Below are 14,281 nucleotides of genomic sequence, written 5' to 3' on the forward strand. Positions count from 1 at the left end.
CGTGTTCTACCTGGACCGCGCTGCCACCACCCCGGTCCGCCGCGAGGTGCTCGAGGCGATGTGGCCCTACCTGGCGGGGGTGTTCGGCAACCCCTCGTCGACGCACGGGGTCGGGGACGAGGCCGCGCGAGGACTCACCGCCGCACGGGCCGCCGTCGCCGGGGTGCTCGGGTGCCGGCCCGCCGAGGTCGTCTTCACCACCGGCGGCACCGAGGGGGCGAACACCGCGATCAAGGGGATCGCCCTCGCCGCGCCCCGCGGTCGGCACGTGGTCACGAGCGCCATCGAGCACGAGGCCGTGCTCGAGAGCTGCGCCTACCTCGCCCGCTTCCACGACTTCGACGTCACCGTGCTGCCCGTCGGGCCGGACGGCCGCGTCGACCCGGCGGTGCTGCGCGCGGCGCTCCGCCCCGACACCACACTCGTCTCGATCGCGCACGCCGACAACGAGATCGGCACCGTCCAGGACGTCCCCGTGCTCGCCGCGGTGGCGCACGAGGTCGGGGCGCGGTTCCACACCGACGCCGTGCAGTCCGCGCCCTGGCTGCCGATCGGCCTCGGGACCCTGGGCGTCGACGCGCTGTCGTTGTCCGGGCACAAGCTCGGTGCTCCGAAGGGCACCGGCGTGCTCGCCGTGGGTTCCGGCGTCCCGCTCGAGCCGCTGCTGCACGGCGGTGGTCAGGAACGGGGCCGGCGGTCCGGCACCGAGGACGTGGCCGGAGCGGTGGCGGTGGCCACGGCGCTCGGGCTGGCGGCGGAGACGGTGCGGTCGGGGGCAGGCACGGCGACCACGGTGCGCGACGCGGTGCTCGACGGCGTGCTCGCCGCCGTCCCCGGTGCGTTCGTCTCCGGGTCGCGGGAGCACCGGCTGCCCGGGCACGCGTCGTTCTGCTTCCCGGGCGTCAACGGCGAGACCGTCCTGCTCGAGCTCGAGCAGCGCGACGTCGTGTCGTCGTCGGGCAGCGCCTGCGCAGCGGGCAGCACGGAAGCCTCGCACGTGCTCACGGCGCTCGGGATCCCCGAGGACGTGGCCCGGACCGGGCTCCGTCTGACGTTCGACGCGACGCTCACGGCCGGCGATGTCCCGTTCGTCGTGGGGGCCGTGGCCGACGCCGTGGCGACCGTCCGCGCCCTCGGCTGAGGTGTACTAGACGTTCTACTCCATCTCTGGGTACGTGTCCCCTCTTCTGCGGACAACCGATCTGCGTCAGAGTGTCGTCATGGCGAACGTGATGGTGGCCCGGACACGACGGGACGACCGCTTCCGAGCGGTGCAGCTCCTGCCGGCGCCGGCCACTCTCGTCGCGCTCGCCCTGGCAGCGCAGCACGACCTCGGCACGGCCCCGCTCGGGCTCATCGCCGTGGTCGGAGCGCTCGCGACCGCCGGGAGTGCCCTGCTCCCGATGGTCCGGCCAGCCGCCGCCCACCGGTCGATGCCTGCACCGACCGAGACGGACCGGTACCGAGAGGACACCGAACACCCTTGAGGTCCACCACCGTGCGGTTCCCCTGAACCGAGCCGCGCGGTGGACCCAGACCGGATGTCGACCCCCTGATCGGCGTCCGGCGCGGGGCGCGACGTTCCCCTGTCGTCGTGTCCCGCCGTACACCGCGATCCCGCCGTGGGTCGACGTCCGCACCCCTCCAGCGGCGTCGGTTCCCCTGCAGCCCACGGCGGGATCCGGTTCCCCGGTAGCGTCGTCGCATGCCCTCGTACCGCGTGACCCTGGCGATCGGCGCCCTCGCGCCCGGGACGGCACCGGACGCCGTCCTGCCCGCCGCTGCCGCCCTGGTGCGCGAACACGCCGTGGTCGAGGCCGAGGACGTCCGGCTGCTCCGTGGCGTCCCGTGCGCGGTCGTGCGCTTCGAGGCCGAGGACGACCGTGTCGCCGCGGCCGTCCGCGACGCCGCCGTCGACGGGCTGCGGGACGTGGTCGAGATCCGCTCCGACGTCGTCACCCGGCGCGAGGGCGGTCGCTGGATCCCGGTCGCCTGACGGTCTGGCGGTCGCCTGACCCTCAGACGGGGTGCTTCGCCGGCTCGGGGGTCCCCGGCCAGACGTAGTCCAGGTCGTCCGGCACGTCGGGGAACAGCTCCCGGTAGTGCTCCGGCGCCTTCTGCACGAGCTTCGACCGGTGCGAGACGTGCAGGGCCTCTTCGTCGTTCCACGGCGGGATCGGCACGTCGCCGCGCTCGTACACCGCCAGGTCCTCCGGCACGCGGCCCAGGTCGAGCAGGGTCTTCTCGAGACAGGTGTCTGCGTACCCGCGCTCGGCCCAGACGCGGCACGTGGCCTCCTGGTACGCCATCAGCGCCGGACGGTAGCCGCGCCACATCGCCGTCACCGGGTGGTGCTGCCAGCCGTAGTCCGGGAGCGTCAGTGCGCGCATCACCTGGAGTGTCTCGACCCGCTGCTTGCCGAGCCGCCGGTCGTCGAGGACCTCGGCGGATGCCCGGAAGTCGGCGTACGGCAGGAAGGTCTGCATGGCGCGGACGCTACCCCGACCGACTGGCACCCGACACATGTCGTCACGAACGTGCCGCCCGCCCCGGCAGCGTGTGAGCATCGACCGCATGAGCGGAGAACTGGTCGTCGGCGTCAGTGGCAGCCCATCGGACCCCTCGCGGACCTCGACCCTGGTCGCGGCGACGGTCGCCGGGCTCGCCGAGGAGATCGACGGCGCCCGGACCGAGACGATCGAGATCGGCCCGCTGCTGGCCGACCTCGGCGCGGCCTCGGGTCGCGAGACGATGTCCGACCGCACCCGCCGGGCCCTCGAGACGGTGGAGGCCGCGGACGTGCTCGTCGTCGGCAGCCCGGCCTTCCGCGCGGCCTACTCCGGCGCCTTCAAGCTGTTCTTCGACTGGGTCGGCCAGTACGACCTCGTCGACACGCCGGTGCTCCTCACCGCCACCGGTGGCAGCGACCGGCACGCCCTGCTCGTCGAGCACCAGATGCGCCCGTTGTTCGGCTTCTTCCAGTCCACGACGCTGCCGCTCGGGGTGTTCGGCAACGAGCGGGACTTCACCAAGCGCGAGGGTGGCTACGACATCGCGAGCGTCGACCTCGAGCTCCGCATCGACCAGGCCGTGCGCCGCGCCGTACCGCTGATCCGTGGCGGCTTCGCCACCGCAGGCCTCACCGACGTGCGGCGTCCCGCCGACTTCTGATCCGCGCGCGTGCGCCCGTCCTTCCGGGCGTACCCGGTGCTTCCGGGTGCCCCTGGTCGGAAGTTCCCATCAGGGACGCCCGGAACCACCTGGCATCGCGCGTGCGATTGGAAGGAACGGGCGCGACCCAGCGTGAGCAGCAGGCGGACGGGAGGCCCGTGGCGGCGCCGCCACGGGCCTCCCGGTCTTCTGTGGGTCAGGCGAGCAGGGACGCGACGTGCGCGACCGCCAGTCGGTAGCCGTCGGCACCCGCGCCGGCGATGACCGCCGTCGCGGCGGTGGCGACGTGGTCGACGTGGCGGAACGGCTCGCGCTTCCACGTGTTCGACAGGTGCACCTCGACGACGGGGACCCACAGGGCCTCCACCGCGTCGTGCAGTGCGACCGAGGTGTGCGCGTACGCGGCGGGGTTGATCACGACCGCCGCGAAGTCGTCGAGCGCCTCGTGCAGCCACTCCACCAGCTCGCCCTCGCGGTTGGTCTGGCGGAAGTCGGCCTCGAGCCCGTGCACCGCTGCCTCGGTGTGCACGATCGCCTCGATCTCGGCGAGCGTCACGGTGCCGTACTGCTCCGGGTCGCGGCGCCCGAGGATGTCGAGGTTCGGGCCGTTGAGGACGAGGATGCGCGACGCGTCGGTCATGGGCCGAGCGTAGCGAACCGGGGGAGCGATGCGCGGCGCGGACGATGCATGCGCGGGCTATGTGAACGGTCACAAACCGGTGTAACGTCTTCGTCCGGGTCGGCAGAGTTGTCGACTGCAACACACTGACGTGGAGATGTGAATGGTTCTCGCTGCAGCGAACGAAGGGATCCGGCTCGACTTGGGCTGGGTCGACTACCTGATGATCATCGTGTACTTCGCGGTCGTCATCGGGATCGGGTTCACCGCCCGCAAGCAGGTCCGGACGAGCATGGACTTCTTCCTGTCCGGCCGCTCGATGCCGGCGTGGATCACGGGCCTGGCGTTCGTGTCCGCGAACCTCGGTGCCACCGAGATCCTCGGCATGGCGGCGAACGGTGCCCAGATCGGCATGGCCACCCTGCACTACTACCTCGTCGGCGCCGTGCCCGCGATGGTGTTCCTCGGCCTCGTGATGATGCCGTTCTACTACGGCTCGAAGGTCCGCTCGGTGCCGGAGTTCATGCTGCGCCGCTTCGGCAAGGCGCCGCACCTGGTGAACGCGATCGCGTTCGCGGTGTCGAACGTGCTCATCGCGGGCATCAACCTGTACGCGATGGCCATCGTCATCGAGGCCATGCTCGGCTGGCCGGAGTGGCTGGCGATCATCGTCTCCGCGGGCTTCGTGCTCGTCTACATCACCCTCGGCGGACTCTCGAGCGCGATCTACAACGAGGTCATGCAGTTCTTCGTGATCATCGCCGGGCTCATCCCGCTGACGATCGTCGGTCTGCACCGCGTCGGCGGGTGGGACGGCCTGTCGAAGGCGATCACCAAGACCCAGGGTGTGCAGCACCTGCAGGCCTGGGCCGGCACCGGCTTCGGTGACGTCACCAACCCGATCGGTGCCAACTGGCTCGCCATCGTGCTCGGCCTGGGCTTCGTGCTCGGGTTCGGCTACTGGACCACCAACTTCACCGAGGTGCAGCGTGCATTCTCGGCGAAGAACATGTCCGCGGCCCGCCGCACCCCGCTCATCGCCGCGATCCCGAAGCTCTTCATCCCGGCCATCGTCGTCATCCCCGGCCTCATTGCCGCGGCCGTCGTGGGCAACCAGTTCGCGGACGGCACACTCACCTACAACGACGCGATCCCGAAGCTCATCCAGATGTACCTGCCGACCGGTGTGCTCGGCATCGCCGTGACCGGTCTGCTGGCATCGTTCATGGCCGGCATGGCGGCGAACGTCTCGTCGTTCAACACCGTCTTCACCTACGACATCTGGCAGCGCTACATCCGCCCGAACATGCCCGACCTGCACTACCTGAAGACGGGCCGCTGGGTCACCGTCGTCGGCGTCGTGGTCGGCATCGCGACCGCGTTCATCGCGGCCCAGGCGTCGAACATCATGACCTACATGCAGACGCTGTTCTCGTTCTTCAACGCACCGCTGTTCGCCGTGTTCATCCTCGGCCTGCTGTGGAAGCGCATGACGACGCAGGGTGCGCTGTGGGGCTACGTCCTCGGCATCGTGACCCCGACGATCACCTGGATCGCGTACCTGGTGAACCCCGACCTGTTCGCCACGGCCACCGCGGAGACCCTGTACGGCGCGATCATCTCGTTCGTCACCGTGCTGGTCGTCGGCTTCGTCGTCTCGATGCTGACCAAGCCGAAGGACGAGAAGGAACTCGGCGGGCTCGTCTACGGCATCGGCAAGATCGACCTGCACGGCGACTCGGTCGCGACGGACACCGCCTGGTACCGCTCGCCCGCGCTGCTCGGCACCGTCGCGCTCGTGCTGTGCGTCGTCCTGTACCTCCCGTTCCTCTGATCCGCGAAGGAGACCACTGCTCATGAGTGACACCACCACCCCCGGCGCGATGACCGAGGAGCAGAAGGCAGCCCTGGTCCGCTCCACCCGCCGGCTCGACCTGCGCCGCATCCTCGGCGGCCTGTTCGTCCTGTACGGCGTGATCACCACCATCGTCGGGATCGTGCACTGGAACACCGACCCCGAGAAGACCGGCGGGATCCACATCAACCTGTGGGTCGGGATCTCGCTGCTCGTCGGCGGCGGGTTGTTCTTCCTCTGGGACCGCCTGAACCCCGTGCCCGCCGAGGACATCATCGGCCAGGCCGAGGCCGAGGCACACCAGCGTGCCGCGGGCGAGGGGCGCGAGCTGGCCTGAGCCCGTCTGGCTCGGGCGTCCCCGGCCGACGCAGAACGACGAAGTCGCTGTCGCACGACAGCGACTTCGTCGTTTCCGCCCTCGTCGTCGGACGCCCGTACCGGTTGGTTCCCCCACGAAACGGTTGCGCGCTGATCCAGCTGGGTCCAGGTTGAGCGGAACGAAAGGAACCGCCATGGAAACGATGGTCTTCATCAACCTGCCCGTCACCGACCTCGAGCGCTCGAAGGCGTTCTACGAGGCGCTCGGGTACTCGATCAACCCGGCGTTCAGCGACGACACCGCGGCGTGCGTGGTGGTGAGCAACACGATCTCCGTCATGATCCTGACGACGGCGAAGTTCGCGGACTTCACCGACAAGACGATCGCCGGTCCGGACACGATCGAGGTCATCAACTCGCTCAGCGCACCGTCGAAGGAGGACGTCCACCGTGTCGTCGACGCCGCGGTGGCAGCCGGCGGCACCGAGGACCGCCCGGAGATGGACCTCGGCTTCATGTACCAGCGGAGCTTCACCGACCCGGACGGACACCGCTGGGAGTACGTGTGGATGGACGAGCAGGCGACGCAGGACGATCCGCCCGCCGAGTGAGTCCCGGGGTGTCGGCGGCGCCCGCCAGGATGGTCGCATGAGCACCGAGCCCGTCGACGCCCCGCCCGTGCCCGACCTCGTCACCGGTGACGACGGCCTGGCCCGGCCGGTCTGGGCGTCGTCGGACGACCTGCTGCGCGCCTACTACGACACCGAGTGGGGCATGCCCGTGCGCGATGAACGCGGGGTGTTCGAGCGGCTGTCGCTCGAGGCGTTCCAGTCCGGCCTGTCGTGGCGCACGATCCTGGCGAAGCGACCGGCGTTCCGTGCAGCCTTCGCCGACTTCGACGCCGACACCGTCGCGGCCTTCGGCGAGGACGACGTCGAGCGGCTGATGGCCGATGCCGGGATCGTCCGGAACCGCGCGAAGATCCTCGCGACGATCACCAACGCGAACGCCACGATCGCCCTGCGGCAGGACGGCGGGCTCGCCGGCTTCGTGTGGTCGTTCCGGCCGACGACCACGCCCGAGCCTCGGTCCTCCGCCGAGGTCCCGACGAAGTCGGACGAGTCCCTCGCGCTGTCGAAGGCGCTGCGGAAGCGCGGCTTCGCCTTCGTCGGGCCGACGACGATGTACGCCCTGATGGAAGCGCTCGGCATCGTCGACACCCACTTGGTCGGCAGCCACCGGCGCGGGACCTCGGGCGTCTGGAACTGACGGCCGAGCCCACGAGCACGAGAACGAGAGCGCCGGGACTATGGTCACGACATGGCCGACGAGATCCGGATCGCGTTCCTGCTGTTCCCGCACCTGACCCAGCTGGACCTGACCGGTCCGGCCCAGGTGCTCAGCCGCGTGCCCGGCGCGCGCGTCGAGTACGTCGCGGCGACGCTCGACCCCGTGCCGAGCGACTGCGGCCTCGCGCTCGTCCCCACCGTGACGATCCAGGATGCAGGCGCCGCGGACGTGCTGGTCGTCCCCGGCGGTGACGGTGCCTTCGACGCGATGCTCGACCCGGACGTCGTGGCCTTCGTCCGGCGCCAGGCCGAGGACGCCACGTGGATGACGTCGGTGTGCACCGGGGCCTTCGTGCTCGGCGCCGCCGGGCTGCTCGCCGGCCGACGCGCGACGACCCACTGGGCCTCGAAGCCGATGCTCGAGGCCTTCGGTGCGCAGCCGGTCGACGCCCGGATCGCTCGGGACGGCGCCGTCGTCACCGCCGCCGGGGTGAGCGCGGGCATCGACATGGCGCTGTGGCTCGCGGCCGAGCTCGCCGGACGCCCCGCGGCCGAGGCGATCCAGCTGCAGATCGAGTACGACCCGCAGCCACCGTTCGACCACGGATCAGCCGAGCGCGCCGACGCCGTCGTCATCGCCCGGGCCCGTGCAGCAGCCGAGGAATCGCGCGGCGACCGGGTGACCCGCGCCGCCGCAGCCGTCCTGCGCTGACGCGGACCTCCACACGGTCACGAATCCCCGCTGGTCTCCGCCGAGTGGTCACGACACGTCGTTCCGGGCGCGGCCAGCCGACACTTCGTGACCGCTCGGGGCCATGCAGGCGGGGGGGTGTGACCGGCGCCGCGCCCGCGGCTGTCCTGCGCTAGCGCAGCGGCTTCCGCATCTGCGCCGACGTCACCTGGTACCCGAGGGCCGCGTACAGCTCCTGCGCTCCCGTGTTGTAGCCGAACACGTTCAGCCCGATGCTCGTCGCACCGCGTTCGGCAGCGGCGCGGTGCCCGAGCTCGAGCGCGCGACGGGCGTGCCCGCGACGCCGGTGCGCCTCGTCGATCTCGACGTCGAAGACCCACCAGTCGGTGCTGCCCGTCGTGAACGGCCCGATCCAGAGCGACCCGACGACGGTGTCGTCCTGGTCGAGGACCTCCCACACCAGGTGGCCGTCAGCGGGGGAGCCGTCCGGGAACCAGCGGTCCCGCGACTGCTGCTCGTTCGCCTCGGCCTGCTCGCGGCTCTCGCCCGCCTGCATCCGCGACTCGACGTACTCGGCCATCGTGCGGTGGAGCCAGGCCGGGAGGCGCGTGGCCGGCATCGCGACGAGCCGCGTGTCGGTCATCGGTTGCCCTTGGAGCCCCGGCTCGGCTTGCCGCGCATCTTGCCGCGTCCGGGCGTGGGCCCCTTGCCGGTGTTGGACTTCTTGCCGGCGCCGGACTTGCCGCTGCCGGGTGACTTCGCCTTGGCCTTGCCGCCGGCGCCCTTGGACCCCGACGCACCCGACCCGCCGGACCCACCCGACGCGCCCTTGGCACCCGAGCCGGCCTTGGCGCCGCCACGAGCCGGACGCGAGTCGTCGTCGCCGTCGCGATCCGGGCCTCCTGGCTGGCGCGAGCTGTTGGCGGTCCGCCCGCGCACCACACCGATGAACTCCTCGGTGGTCTCGGTGGCGTCCTCGTCCCGCCAGACCAGCGCGATGCGCGTGCCCTCGGCGTCCATGAGCGGACGACCGACCAGGTCCTTTCGGCTGGCGGCGCGGAACAGCGACTGGGGGAGCACCACGACGCCGACGTTCGCCTCGACCAGGTCGAGCGATCCGTCGATGTCGGCGGGCACCGGGCCCGCGTCGATCACGTGGACCTCGGCGTCGGCGAGGTCGACCTCGGCGAGTTCGGCGAGGGGGGAGTCCTTGGGCATCGCGACGACGGCCGTCTCGGTCCAGAGCGGGATGGCGTTGTGCCGCTCGGACACGGGCATGCGCGCGAAGACCATGTCAGCCTCGCCCGCCAGCGTGTCGTCGACGTCGTCGGCACCGATCGGCCGCAGCCGGAGCTCGATGGAGGGGAAGCGATCCCGCCAGACACGGGCCCACTTTGCGGGGGAGACCCCCGGCACGAAGGCGATGGTGAGAGCCGCGGTCATGCAGACGAGCATAGGGGCCGTACCCTTGTCCTCATGGCGCAGGAACAGACCATGAAGCCCGAGACGGCTGCGAAGAAGCTCGGCATCTTGCTGACGGCCGCTCCGGAGTCCTTCCAGAGCGCTCCCCTCACGCGGACCGCCTTCGACGAGCTCCGGACCGAACCCCCGACCTGGCTCGAGGACCTCCGACGCGACGGCCCGCACCCGCGACCCGTCGTGGCGCAGAAGCTCGGCATCTCCATCTCCGGCCTGAGCCGCGCGGGGATCGACGACGCGCTGACGACGGCGGACATCAAGACGCTGCTCGAGCAGAAGCCCGAGTGGCTCGTCCGCGAGCGTGCGACGCAGGCCGCCGTGCACGCCGAGAACGCCCGCGTGAAGCAGGAGCGCGCCGCCAAGGCCGCTGCCCGCGCCGAGGACTGACCCCACTCCGCCGCACCGAGGACGCCCCACGTGCACGAGACCGTCGCCGACGCCATGCTGGTCGTGCCGCAGTTCGCGTCCGTGTGCTGCATCGTCGGTGACCGCTACCGGCCGCGTCCGGGCGTGATCGTGCCGGCGGGCGTGATGCTCGTCGCGATGCTCATGCCCGTCGTCGACGCCGGCGCCGTGTGGACCCTGTTCGCCGCCACCCTGCTGCTGTTGCTCGCACCGCTGCCCGTCATGCGTCGACGCCGCGCCGACGGCCGCCGTGCGGAGCCGATGGACGTGCACCGCGCGCTCTCCGCCGTCGTGATGGCGGGGATGCTGCTGATGGGCCACGCCTCGGGCGTCGCCGGTGACCACGCCGGGCACGGCATCGCGCTGTCCGCGGTGCTCGGTGCCGGCGTGATCGGCTACTGCGCCTTCAGTGGCTGGCTGCTCCGGTACGAGTGGGGGCGCGAGGACCGGCGAGCGGTCCGCAGCGGCGAGGTCTTCGCGATGACCGTCGCCGTGGTCGGCATGACCCTGGCGATGTAGCCCAGCCCGCGCCGGCAGCAGCGGCTGCGCCGGCAGCGACGGCGGGAGCGGGGCGTCAGTCGCGCGCGGCGCTGTCCGCCGGGGCGTCCGCCGCGTGCGTCACCCGCTGCTTGGCCGCCTGGATCGTGTCCTTCGGCACCGGCGGTACCCCGCGCCGGATCCCGCGCAGGCCGACGACGAACAGGATCGCGGTGAGGATCGCGAACGCCGCGAACGTGATCCCGGTCGCCGCCCACAGCGGCAGGGCCAGGGCCAACAGCGCCACCGCGAAGCCCGCCAGTGCGACCAGGGTCGTCAGGGCGAACCCGACGGCCACCCCGGTGAGCACCAGCCCGGTCTTCGCACCGCTGGCGCGCTCGCCGATCTCCCGCCGCGCCGAGGCGACCTCCTCACGTACCGCGCGCAGCACCGGCTCGAGGGCCTTCTGCACGAGTCCGGCGGTCACGGTGTCGCGGAACGACGGCCGGCCGGGTGCGGTGGTGTCGTCGTGATCGGTGCTGCTCATGAGGGTCTCCTGTCCGGGCGCGGCGGTCCGCGTCCCCTGACAGGACGCGACCGACCCGATGATCGTCACGCCGCCGCGCGTGCGTGCGGTGCGTTCCCAGGTTGTGCAACGGACGCGGAGGCCCGCCCCGCGTCGACGACGCAGGACGGGCCTGGCGGGGTGGCCGGGTCCACCGCGCTACTCGGTGACCTCCTCGAGGTCGTCGATCCCGCGGGCGGCGGCCGCTGCGCGGCGGGCACGCATCGACGGGGCGACGAGTGCTGCGAGCACGGCCACGACCGCGACCCCGGTGCACGCCCAGAACCCGATCGTGAAGGCGTCGTCGGTCGGCAGACCCTGCGGCGTGCTGTGCGAGGTGATGAGCGCGGCGATGACGGCGGTGCCGACGCTCGAGCCGATGGTGCGGACGACCGTGTTGGCGCTGATGGCCTCGCCGGTCTGGTTCGCGGGGACGCTCTCGATGATCGCGTTCGAGCAGGCGGCCAGGGCCATGCCGATGCCGATGCCGGTCAGGACGCCGGAGGCCACCACCTGCCACAGCTCGGCGTGTGCGATGGCTGGCAGCACGAACGCGGCGACGATGGCGAACCCGCCGATGAGCATCGGCGGCTTCGGGCCGACCTTGCGCACCAGGACGCCGGCGATCGGCCCGGCGACCACCATCATCACGACGGTCGGCAGCAGGAAGAGCCCGGCCTGGGTGACGTCCTTGCCGAAGCCGTAGCCGAGCGCCGTCGGGAGCTGCAGGAGCGTCGGGACGAGGACGAAGGTGCCGAACATCGCGAACCCGAAGACCAGTGCGACGACGTGGGCGGTCCAGACGCCGCGGACGGCGAAGAGCCGCACGTCGATGAGCGGCTCGGCGACCCGCAGCTCGACGAGGACGAACACGACCAGTGCGACGGCGCCGAGGACCAGCAGGCCGATGGTCTTGGCGTCGCCCCAGCCCCAGGTCTCGCCCTCGCTGACGGCGAGCAGGATCGCGACGAGCGACACCGCCAGGACGAACGTGCCGGCCATGTCGAGGCGTCCGGGCTTCCGCACCGGGGACTCCGGCATGCCGAAGACCGCCCCGAGCAGCGCGATGACGACGAGCACGGCGGGGAGCCAGAACAGCCAGTGCCAGGACAGGTGCTCGACGATGGGTCCGGCCGCGACGATGCCGACACCGGCACCGATCCCGAAGATCGCCGACAGCAGACCGATCGTGACGCTGACCTTCTCCTTCGGCAGCTCGTCCCGCACGATGCCGATCGACAGCGGCATCACGGCACCGGCGGCGCCCTGCAGTGCCCGTCCGACGATCAGCACGCCGAGGTTCGGCGCGAGCGCGGCGAGCACGGCCCCGACGAGCAGGATCGACAGCACGACGATCAGGACCTTGCGCTTGCCGATCATGTCGCCGAGGCGACCGAGGATCGGCGTGAGCACCGAGGCGGAGAGCAGGTAGGCCGTGAGCACCCAGCTCGTCGCACTGGTGGAGGCGCCGAGGTCCTGTCCGATGGTCGACAGCGCCGGGGCGACCAGCGACTGCAGGACCGCGAAGGACAGGCCGCCGAGGGACAGGGAGACGATGATCGCCGTGCTGTTCGGCCGGCGCCCGTTCGTGGTGGGGTGCGAGCCGGTCCGTAGGCTCTGCATGGTGTCGGTCATCGTGCTCCGTGTCCTCGTGGTCGATGGCGATGTAAACAACTGCTGACATCACGAGCGTACGCCGGAACGACCGCATGTCAACGCTTGCTTACATCCCTGTGAGGACCGCTAGGCTGCGCACCATGAGCAAGGACGCCGCGGCCACCCGACTCCTGCTCGTGCAGGCCGCCCGCCGACGGTTCGCCTTCGACGGGTACCGCGCGACGACCGTGCGCGAGATCGCCGGGGACGCCGGGGTCAACGTCGCCCTGATCAACCGGTACTTCGGGTCGAAGGAAGGGCTGTTCCGCGCCTGCCTCGACCGCGTCGTCCGTGACCTGGGCGCCGAGGAGACGAGCGAACAGGGGCTCGAGCGGGCGCTCACGGGGATCATCACCCACATCGTGCGGACGCCCACCGACGACGACTCGCTGCAGCTGATGCTCCTGCTCCGGTCCTCCGGCGACGACGGTGCCGACGCCATCCGCCGCGAGACGCTGCGTCGCTACGCCGAACGGCTCGCGGGCACCGTCGGCGGTGCCGGGTCCGACGCGCTGCTCGTCCGGGCCGAGATCGCGCTCGCGGTGGTGCTCGGGATGTCGATGCTCCGGCAGTCCACCGCGGTGGAACCCCTGGCATCCGCCGACGACGCCGTCGTGTCGGCGGCGCTCGAGGACGCCCTCCGCGCCCTGCTCGCGCCGCCGCGGTAGCGTCGAGGGGTGTCCGACCGACCCGCACGTCGCCCCGACCCCGCTCCGCGCCTGGACGAGGTCGACGAGCGCATCCTCTGGACCCTCGCCGCGGATGCCCGGATCCCGAACAACCGGCTCGCGGCCGCGGTCGGCATCGCACCTTCGACGTGCCTCGCCCGGGTCCGTGCCCTCGAGGACGCCGGGGTGATCCGCGGCTACCGGGCCGAGGTGGACGTCGCGCGCCTGGGGTTCTCGATCGAGGCGATGGTGTCCGTCCGCGTGCACGCCGCCGCTCGCCACGAACTGCGGGACTTCGCGAAGCGCCTGCTGCGGGTGCCGGTCGTGCAGGACGTGTCGTTCCTGGCCGGGGACAAGGACTTCCTCGTGCACATCGCGTGCGAGTCGACCGAGCAGCTCCGGGACTTCGTCGCCGACGAGCTCAGCGGTGACCCCTCGGTGGCGACGACACAGACGAACATCGTGTTCGAACGCCTCGTCGCCGACCGTGCCGCCCAGGGCCGCTCGTTCGACGAACTCCGGCGCTGGCGGGCCTGAGGCACGAACCCCGCGTCAGGGGCCCCGGGGCAGTAGCTCCGGGTCAGCGCTTCCGCGTCATCGGGATGTGCGGGATGCGGTCCTCGAGGTACTCGTCCCCGGAACGCACGAATCCGAAGCGGCCGTACCACTGCTCCAGGTGGGACTGGGCGCCGAGGGCGATGCTCGGCGAGCGCGACTCGGCGATCGCCGCCTCCATGAGCTGCCCGGCGAGTCCCTGCCCGCGGGCATGCTGCGCGGTGGCGACCCGGCCGATGCGCTCGGTGCCGTCGGGCTCGCGGAGCAGACGCAGGGTCGCGTCCACCGAGCCGTTGCCGGCCCAGAACTGCACCGTCCCCGGCTCGAGGTCGCGGCCGTCGATGTCGCCGTACGCGGCCTCCTGCTCGACGACGAAGACATCCTGCCGGAGCCGCAGGATCTCGTGCAGCGTGACGATGTCCAGGTTGCGGGTCGGAGCGTTGAAGATCGAGACCACGGACGGCCCTTCCTGAGTATTTCTTCCGAAACAGGGTGTGTTCCGGACCGGATCGGCGTACATTGCCGGTCAACCA

General features: G+C 71.4%; 20 protein-coding genes. 13 read left to right on the plus strand and 7 right to left on the minus strand.

The features are described 5' to 3' along the window. Window position 1: 1 nt before the first annotated feature. From H489_RS34955 to H489_RS34965, 3 genes are all read left to right on the plus strand, one after another. Window positions 2-1,141: a cysteine desulfurase family protein gene (locus H489_RS34955; protein WP_017888536.1), complete on the plus strand. Its 1,140-nt coding sequence runs from the start codon at window positions 2-4 to the stop codon at window positions 1,139-1,141. Window positions 1,142-1,220: 79 nt separating this feature from the next. After that, a complete protein-coding gene (locus H489_RS34960; protein ID WP_017888537.1) occupies window positions 1,221-1,487 on the plus strand; it encodes a hypothetical protein in 267 nt (88 codons plus the stop codon). A 218-nt stretch (window positions 1,488-1,705) separates the two neighbouring features. Next, window positions 1,706-1,996, plus strand: coding sequence for a hypothetical protein (locus H489_RS34965; protein WP_017888538.1), 291 nt, complete (start codon window positions 1,706-1,708; stop codon window positions 1,994-1,996). Between the two features lie 22 nt (window positions 1,997-2,018). On the opposite strand, the gene H489_RS34970 is transcribed toward H489_RS34965, so the two are convergent. Beyond that, window positions 2,019-2,486, minus strand: a complete 468-nt coding sequence (locus H489_RS34970) for an MSMEG_6728 family protein (RefSeq protein ID WP_017888539.1) — start codon at window positions 2,484-2,486, stop codon at window positions 2,019-2,021. A gap of 88 nt (window positions 2,487-2,574) precedes the next feature. On the opposite strand from H489_RS34970, the gene H489_RS34975 reads away from it, so the two are divergent. Next, window positions 2,575-3,171 (plus strand): NAD(P)H-dependent oxidoreductase, encoded by a 597-nt coding sequence (locus tag H489_RS34975; RefSeq protein WP_031260461.1) that lies wholly within the window; start codon window positions 2,575-2,577, stop codon window positions 3,169-3,171. A gap of 196 nt (window positions 3,172-3,367) precedes the next feature. On the opposite strand, the gene aroQ is transcribed toward H489_RS34975, so the two are convergent. After that, window positions 3,368-3,811: a type II 3-dehydroquinate dehydratase gene (gene aroQ / locus H489_RS34980; RefSeq protein WP_017888541.1), complete on the minus strand. Its 444-nt coding sequence runs from the start codon at window positions 3,809-3,811 to the stop codon at window positions 3,368-3,370. A 142-nt stretch (window positions 3,812-3,953) separates the two neighbouring features. On the opposite strand from aroQ, the gene H489_RS34985 reads away from it, so the two are divergent. The 5 genes from H489_RS34985 to H489_RS35005 all read left to right on the plus strand — a co-directional run bounded on the left by H489_RS34985 (window position 3,954) and on the right by H489_RS35005 (window position 7,964). Further along, complete coding sequence (locus H489_RS34985) at window positions 3,954-5,624, plus strand: sodium:solute symporter family protein (RefSeq protein WP_017888542.1); 1,671 nt, start codon at window positions 3,954-3,956, stop codon at window positions 5,622-5,624. Between the two features lie 22 nt (window positions 5,625-5,646). After that, on the plus strand, window positions 5,647-5,982 hold the full coding sequence (locus H489_RS34990) for a hypothetical protein (protein WP_017888543.1): 336 nt from the start codon (window positions 5,647-5,649) through the stop codon (window positions 5,980-5,982). Between the two features lie 175 nt (window positions 5,983-6,157). Next, on the plus strand, window positions 6,158-6,574 hold the full coding sequence (locus tag H489_RS34995) for a VOC family protein (RefSeq protein WP_017888544.1): 417 nt from the start codon (window positions 6,158-6,160) through the stop codon (window positions 6,572-6,574). A gap of 37 nt (window positions 6,575-6,611) precedes the next feature. Continuing rightward, entirely contained in the window at window positions 6,612-7,232 is a 621-nt protein-coding gene (locus H489_RS35000) for a DNA-3-methyladenine glycosylase I (RefSeq protein WP_017888545.1), read from the plus strand. Window positions 7,233-7,283: 51 nt separating this feature from the next. Continuing rightward, the gene (locus H489_RS35005) at window positions 7,284-7,964 is read left to right on the plus strand and encodes a DJ-1/PfpI family protein (protein ID WP_017888546.1); all 681 of its coding nucleotides are present in this window, start codon (window positions 7,284-7,286) and stop codon (window positions 7,962-7,964) included. Window positions 7,965-8,115: 151 nt separating this feature from the next. Here the strand turns inward: H489_RS35005 and H489_RS35010 are convergent, their stop codons facing one another. Further along, the gene (locus H489_RS35010; protein WP_017888547.1) at window positions 8,116-8,586 is read right to left on the minus strand and encodes a GNAT family N-acetyltransferase; all 471 of its coding nucleotides are present in this window, start codon (window positions 8,584-8,586) and stop codon (window positions 8,116-8,118) included. Next, complete coding sequence (locus tag H489_RS35015; protein WP_031260463.1) at window positions 8,583-9,386, minus strand: LysR family transcriptional regulator substrate-binding protein; 804 nt, start codon at window positions 9,384-9,386, stop codon at window positions 8,583-8,585. Before H489_RS35015 ends, H489_RS35010 begins: the two co-directional genes overlap by 4 nt. A 33-nt stretch (window positions 9,387-9,419) precedes the next feature. On the opposite strand from H489_RS35015, the gene H489_RS35020 reads away from it, so the two are divergent. Continuing rightward, window positions 9,420-9,809, plus strand: coding sequence for a DUF5997 family protein (locus tag H489_RS35020; RefSeq protein WP_017888549.1), 390 nt, complete (start codon window positions 9,420-9,422; stop codon window positions 9,807-9,809). Between the two features lie 30 nt (window positions 9,810-9,839). Then, complete coding sequence (locus H489_RS35025) at window positions 9,840-10,346, plus strand: hypothetical protein (protein ID WP_017888550.1); 507 nt, start codon at window positions 9,840-9,842, stop codon at window positions 10,344-10,346. A gap of 55 nt (window positions 10,347-10,401) precedes the next feature. Here H489_RS35025 and H489_RS35030 read toward each other — a convergent pair whose 3' ends face one another. Together H489_RS35030 and H489_RS35035 are read right to left on the minus strand one after the other, a co-directional pair. After that, a complete protein-coding gene (locus H489_RS35030; RefSeq protein ID WP_017888551.1) occupies window positions 10,402-10,851 on the minus strand; it encodes a phage holin family protein in 450 nt (149 codons plus the stop codon). 177 nt (window positions 10,852-11,028) lie between these two features. Continuing rightward, on the minus strand, window positions 11,029-12,504 hold the full coding sequence (locus tag H489_RS35035; protein WP_017888552.1) for an MFS transporter: 1,476 nt from the start codon (window positions 12,502-12,504) through the stop codon (window positions 11,029-11,031). A 122-nt stretch (window positions 12,505-12,626) separates the two neighbouring features. Between H489_RS35035 and H489_RS38770 the strand changes: the two genes are divergently transcribed. Further along, window positions 12,627-13,193, plus strand: a complete 567-nt coding sequence (locus H489_RS38770) for a TetR/AcrR family transcriptional regulator (RefSeq protein ID WP_017888553.1) — start codon at window positions 12,627-12,629, stop codon at window positions 13,191-13,193. Window positions 13,194-13,202: 9 nt separating this feature from the next. Continuing rightward, entirely contained in the window at window positions 13,203-13,730 is a 528-nt protein-coding gene (locus tag H489_RS35045) for an Lrp/AsnC family transcriptional regulator (protein ID WP_017888554.1), read from the plus strand. Between the two features lie 43 nt (window positions 13,731-13,773). On the opposite strand, the gene H489_RS35050 is transcribed toward H489_RS35045, so the two are convergent. Next, entirely contained in the window at window positions 13,774-14,205 is a 432-nt protein-coding gene (locus H489_RS35050; RefSeq protein ID WP_017888555.1) for a GNAT family N-acetyltransferase, read from the minus strand. Window positions 14,206-14,281 lie beyond the last annotated feature (76 nt).

This window comes from Curtobacterium flaccumfaciens UCD-AKU (assembly GCF_000349565.1).
Classification (GTDB): domain Bacteria; phylum Actinomycetota; class Actinomycetes; order Actinomycetales; family Microbacteriaceae; genus Curtobacterium; species Curtobacterium poinsettiae.

Coding starts and splice junctions, on each gene's coding strand:
- H489_RS34985 (WP_017888542.1), top strand. CDS start 3,954: ATGGTTCTCGCTGCAGCGAACGAAGGGATCCGGCTCGACTTGGGCTGG.
- H489_RS34960 (WP_017888537.1), top strand. CDS start 1,221: ATGGCGAACGTGATGGTGGCCCGGACACGACGGGACGACCGCTTCCGA.
- H489_RS35000 (WP_017888545.1), top strand. CDS start 6,612: ATGAGCACCGAGCCCGTCGACGCCCCGCCCGTGCCCGACCTCGTCACC.
- H489_RS35030 (WP_017888551.1), bottom strand. CDS start 10,851: ATGAGCAGCACCGATCACGACGACACCACCGCACCCGGCCGGCCGTCG.
- H489_RS35035 (WP_017888552.1), bottom strand. CDS start 12,504: ATGACCGACACCATGCAGAGCCTACGGACCGGCTCGCACCCCACCACG.
- H489_RS38770 (WP_017888553.1), top strand. CDS start 12,627: ATGAGCAAGGACGCCGCGGCCACCCGACTCCTGCTCGTGCAGGCCGCC.
- H489_RS35020 (WP_017888549.1), top strand. CDS start 9,420: ATGGCGCAGGAACAGACCATGAAGCCCGAGACGGCTGCGAAGAAGCTC.
- H489_RS35010 (WP_017888547.1), bottom strand. CDS start 8,586: ATGACCGACACGCGGCTCGTCGCGATGCCGGCCACGCGCCTCCCGGCC.
- aroQ (WP_017888541.1), bottom strand. CDS start 3,811: ATGACCGACGCGTCGCGCATCCTCGTCCTCAACGGCCCGAACCTCGAC.
- H489_RS35005 (WP_017888546.1), top strand. CDS start 7,284: ATGGCCGACGAGATCCGGATCGCGTTCCTGCTGTTCCCGCACCTGACC.
- H489_RS35015 (WP_031260463.1), bottom strand. CDS start 9,386: ATGACCGCGGCTCTCACCATCGCCTTCGTGCCGGGGGTCTCCCCCGCA.
- H489_RS34995 (WP_017888544.1), top strand. CDS start 6,158: ATGGAAACGATGGTCTTCATCAACCTGCCCGTCACCGACCTCGAGCGC.
- H489_RS34965 (WP_017888538.1), top strand. CDS start 1,706: ATGCCCTCGTACCGCGTGACCCTGGCGATCGGCGCCCTCGCGCCCGGG.
- H489_RS34970 (WP_017888539.1), bottom strand. CDS start 2,486: ATGCAGACCTTCCTGCCGTACGCCGACTTCCGGGCATCCGCCGAGGTC.
- H489_RS34990 (WP_017888543.1), top strand. CDS start 5,647: ATGAGTGACACCACCACCCCCGGCGCGATGACCGAGGAGCAGAAGGCA.
- H489_RS34975 (WP_031260461.1), top strand. CDS start 2,575: ATGAGCGGAGAACTGGTCGTCGGCGTCAGTGGCAGCCCATCGGACCCC.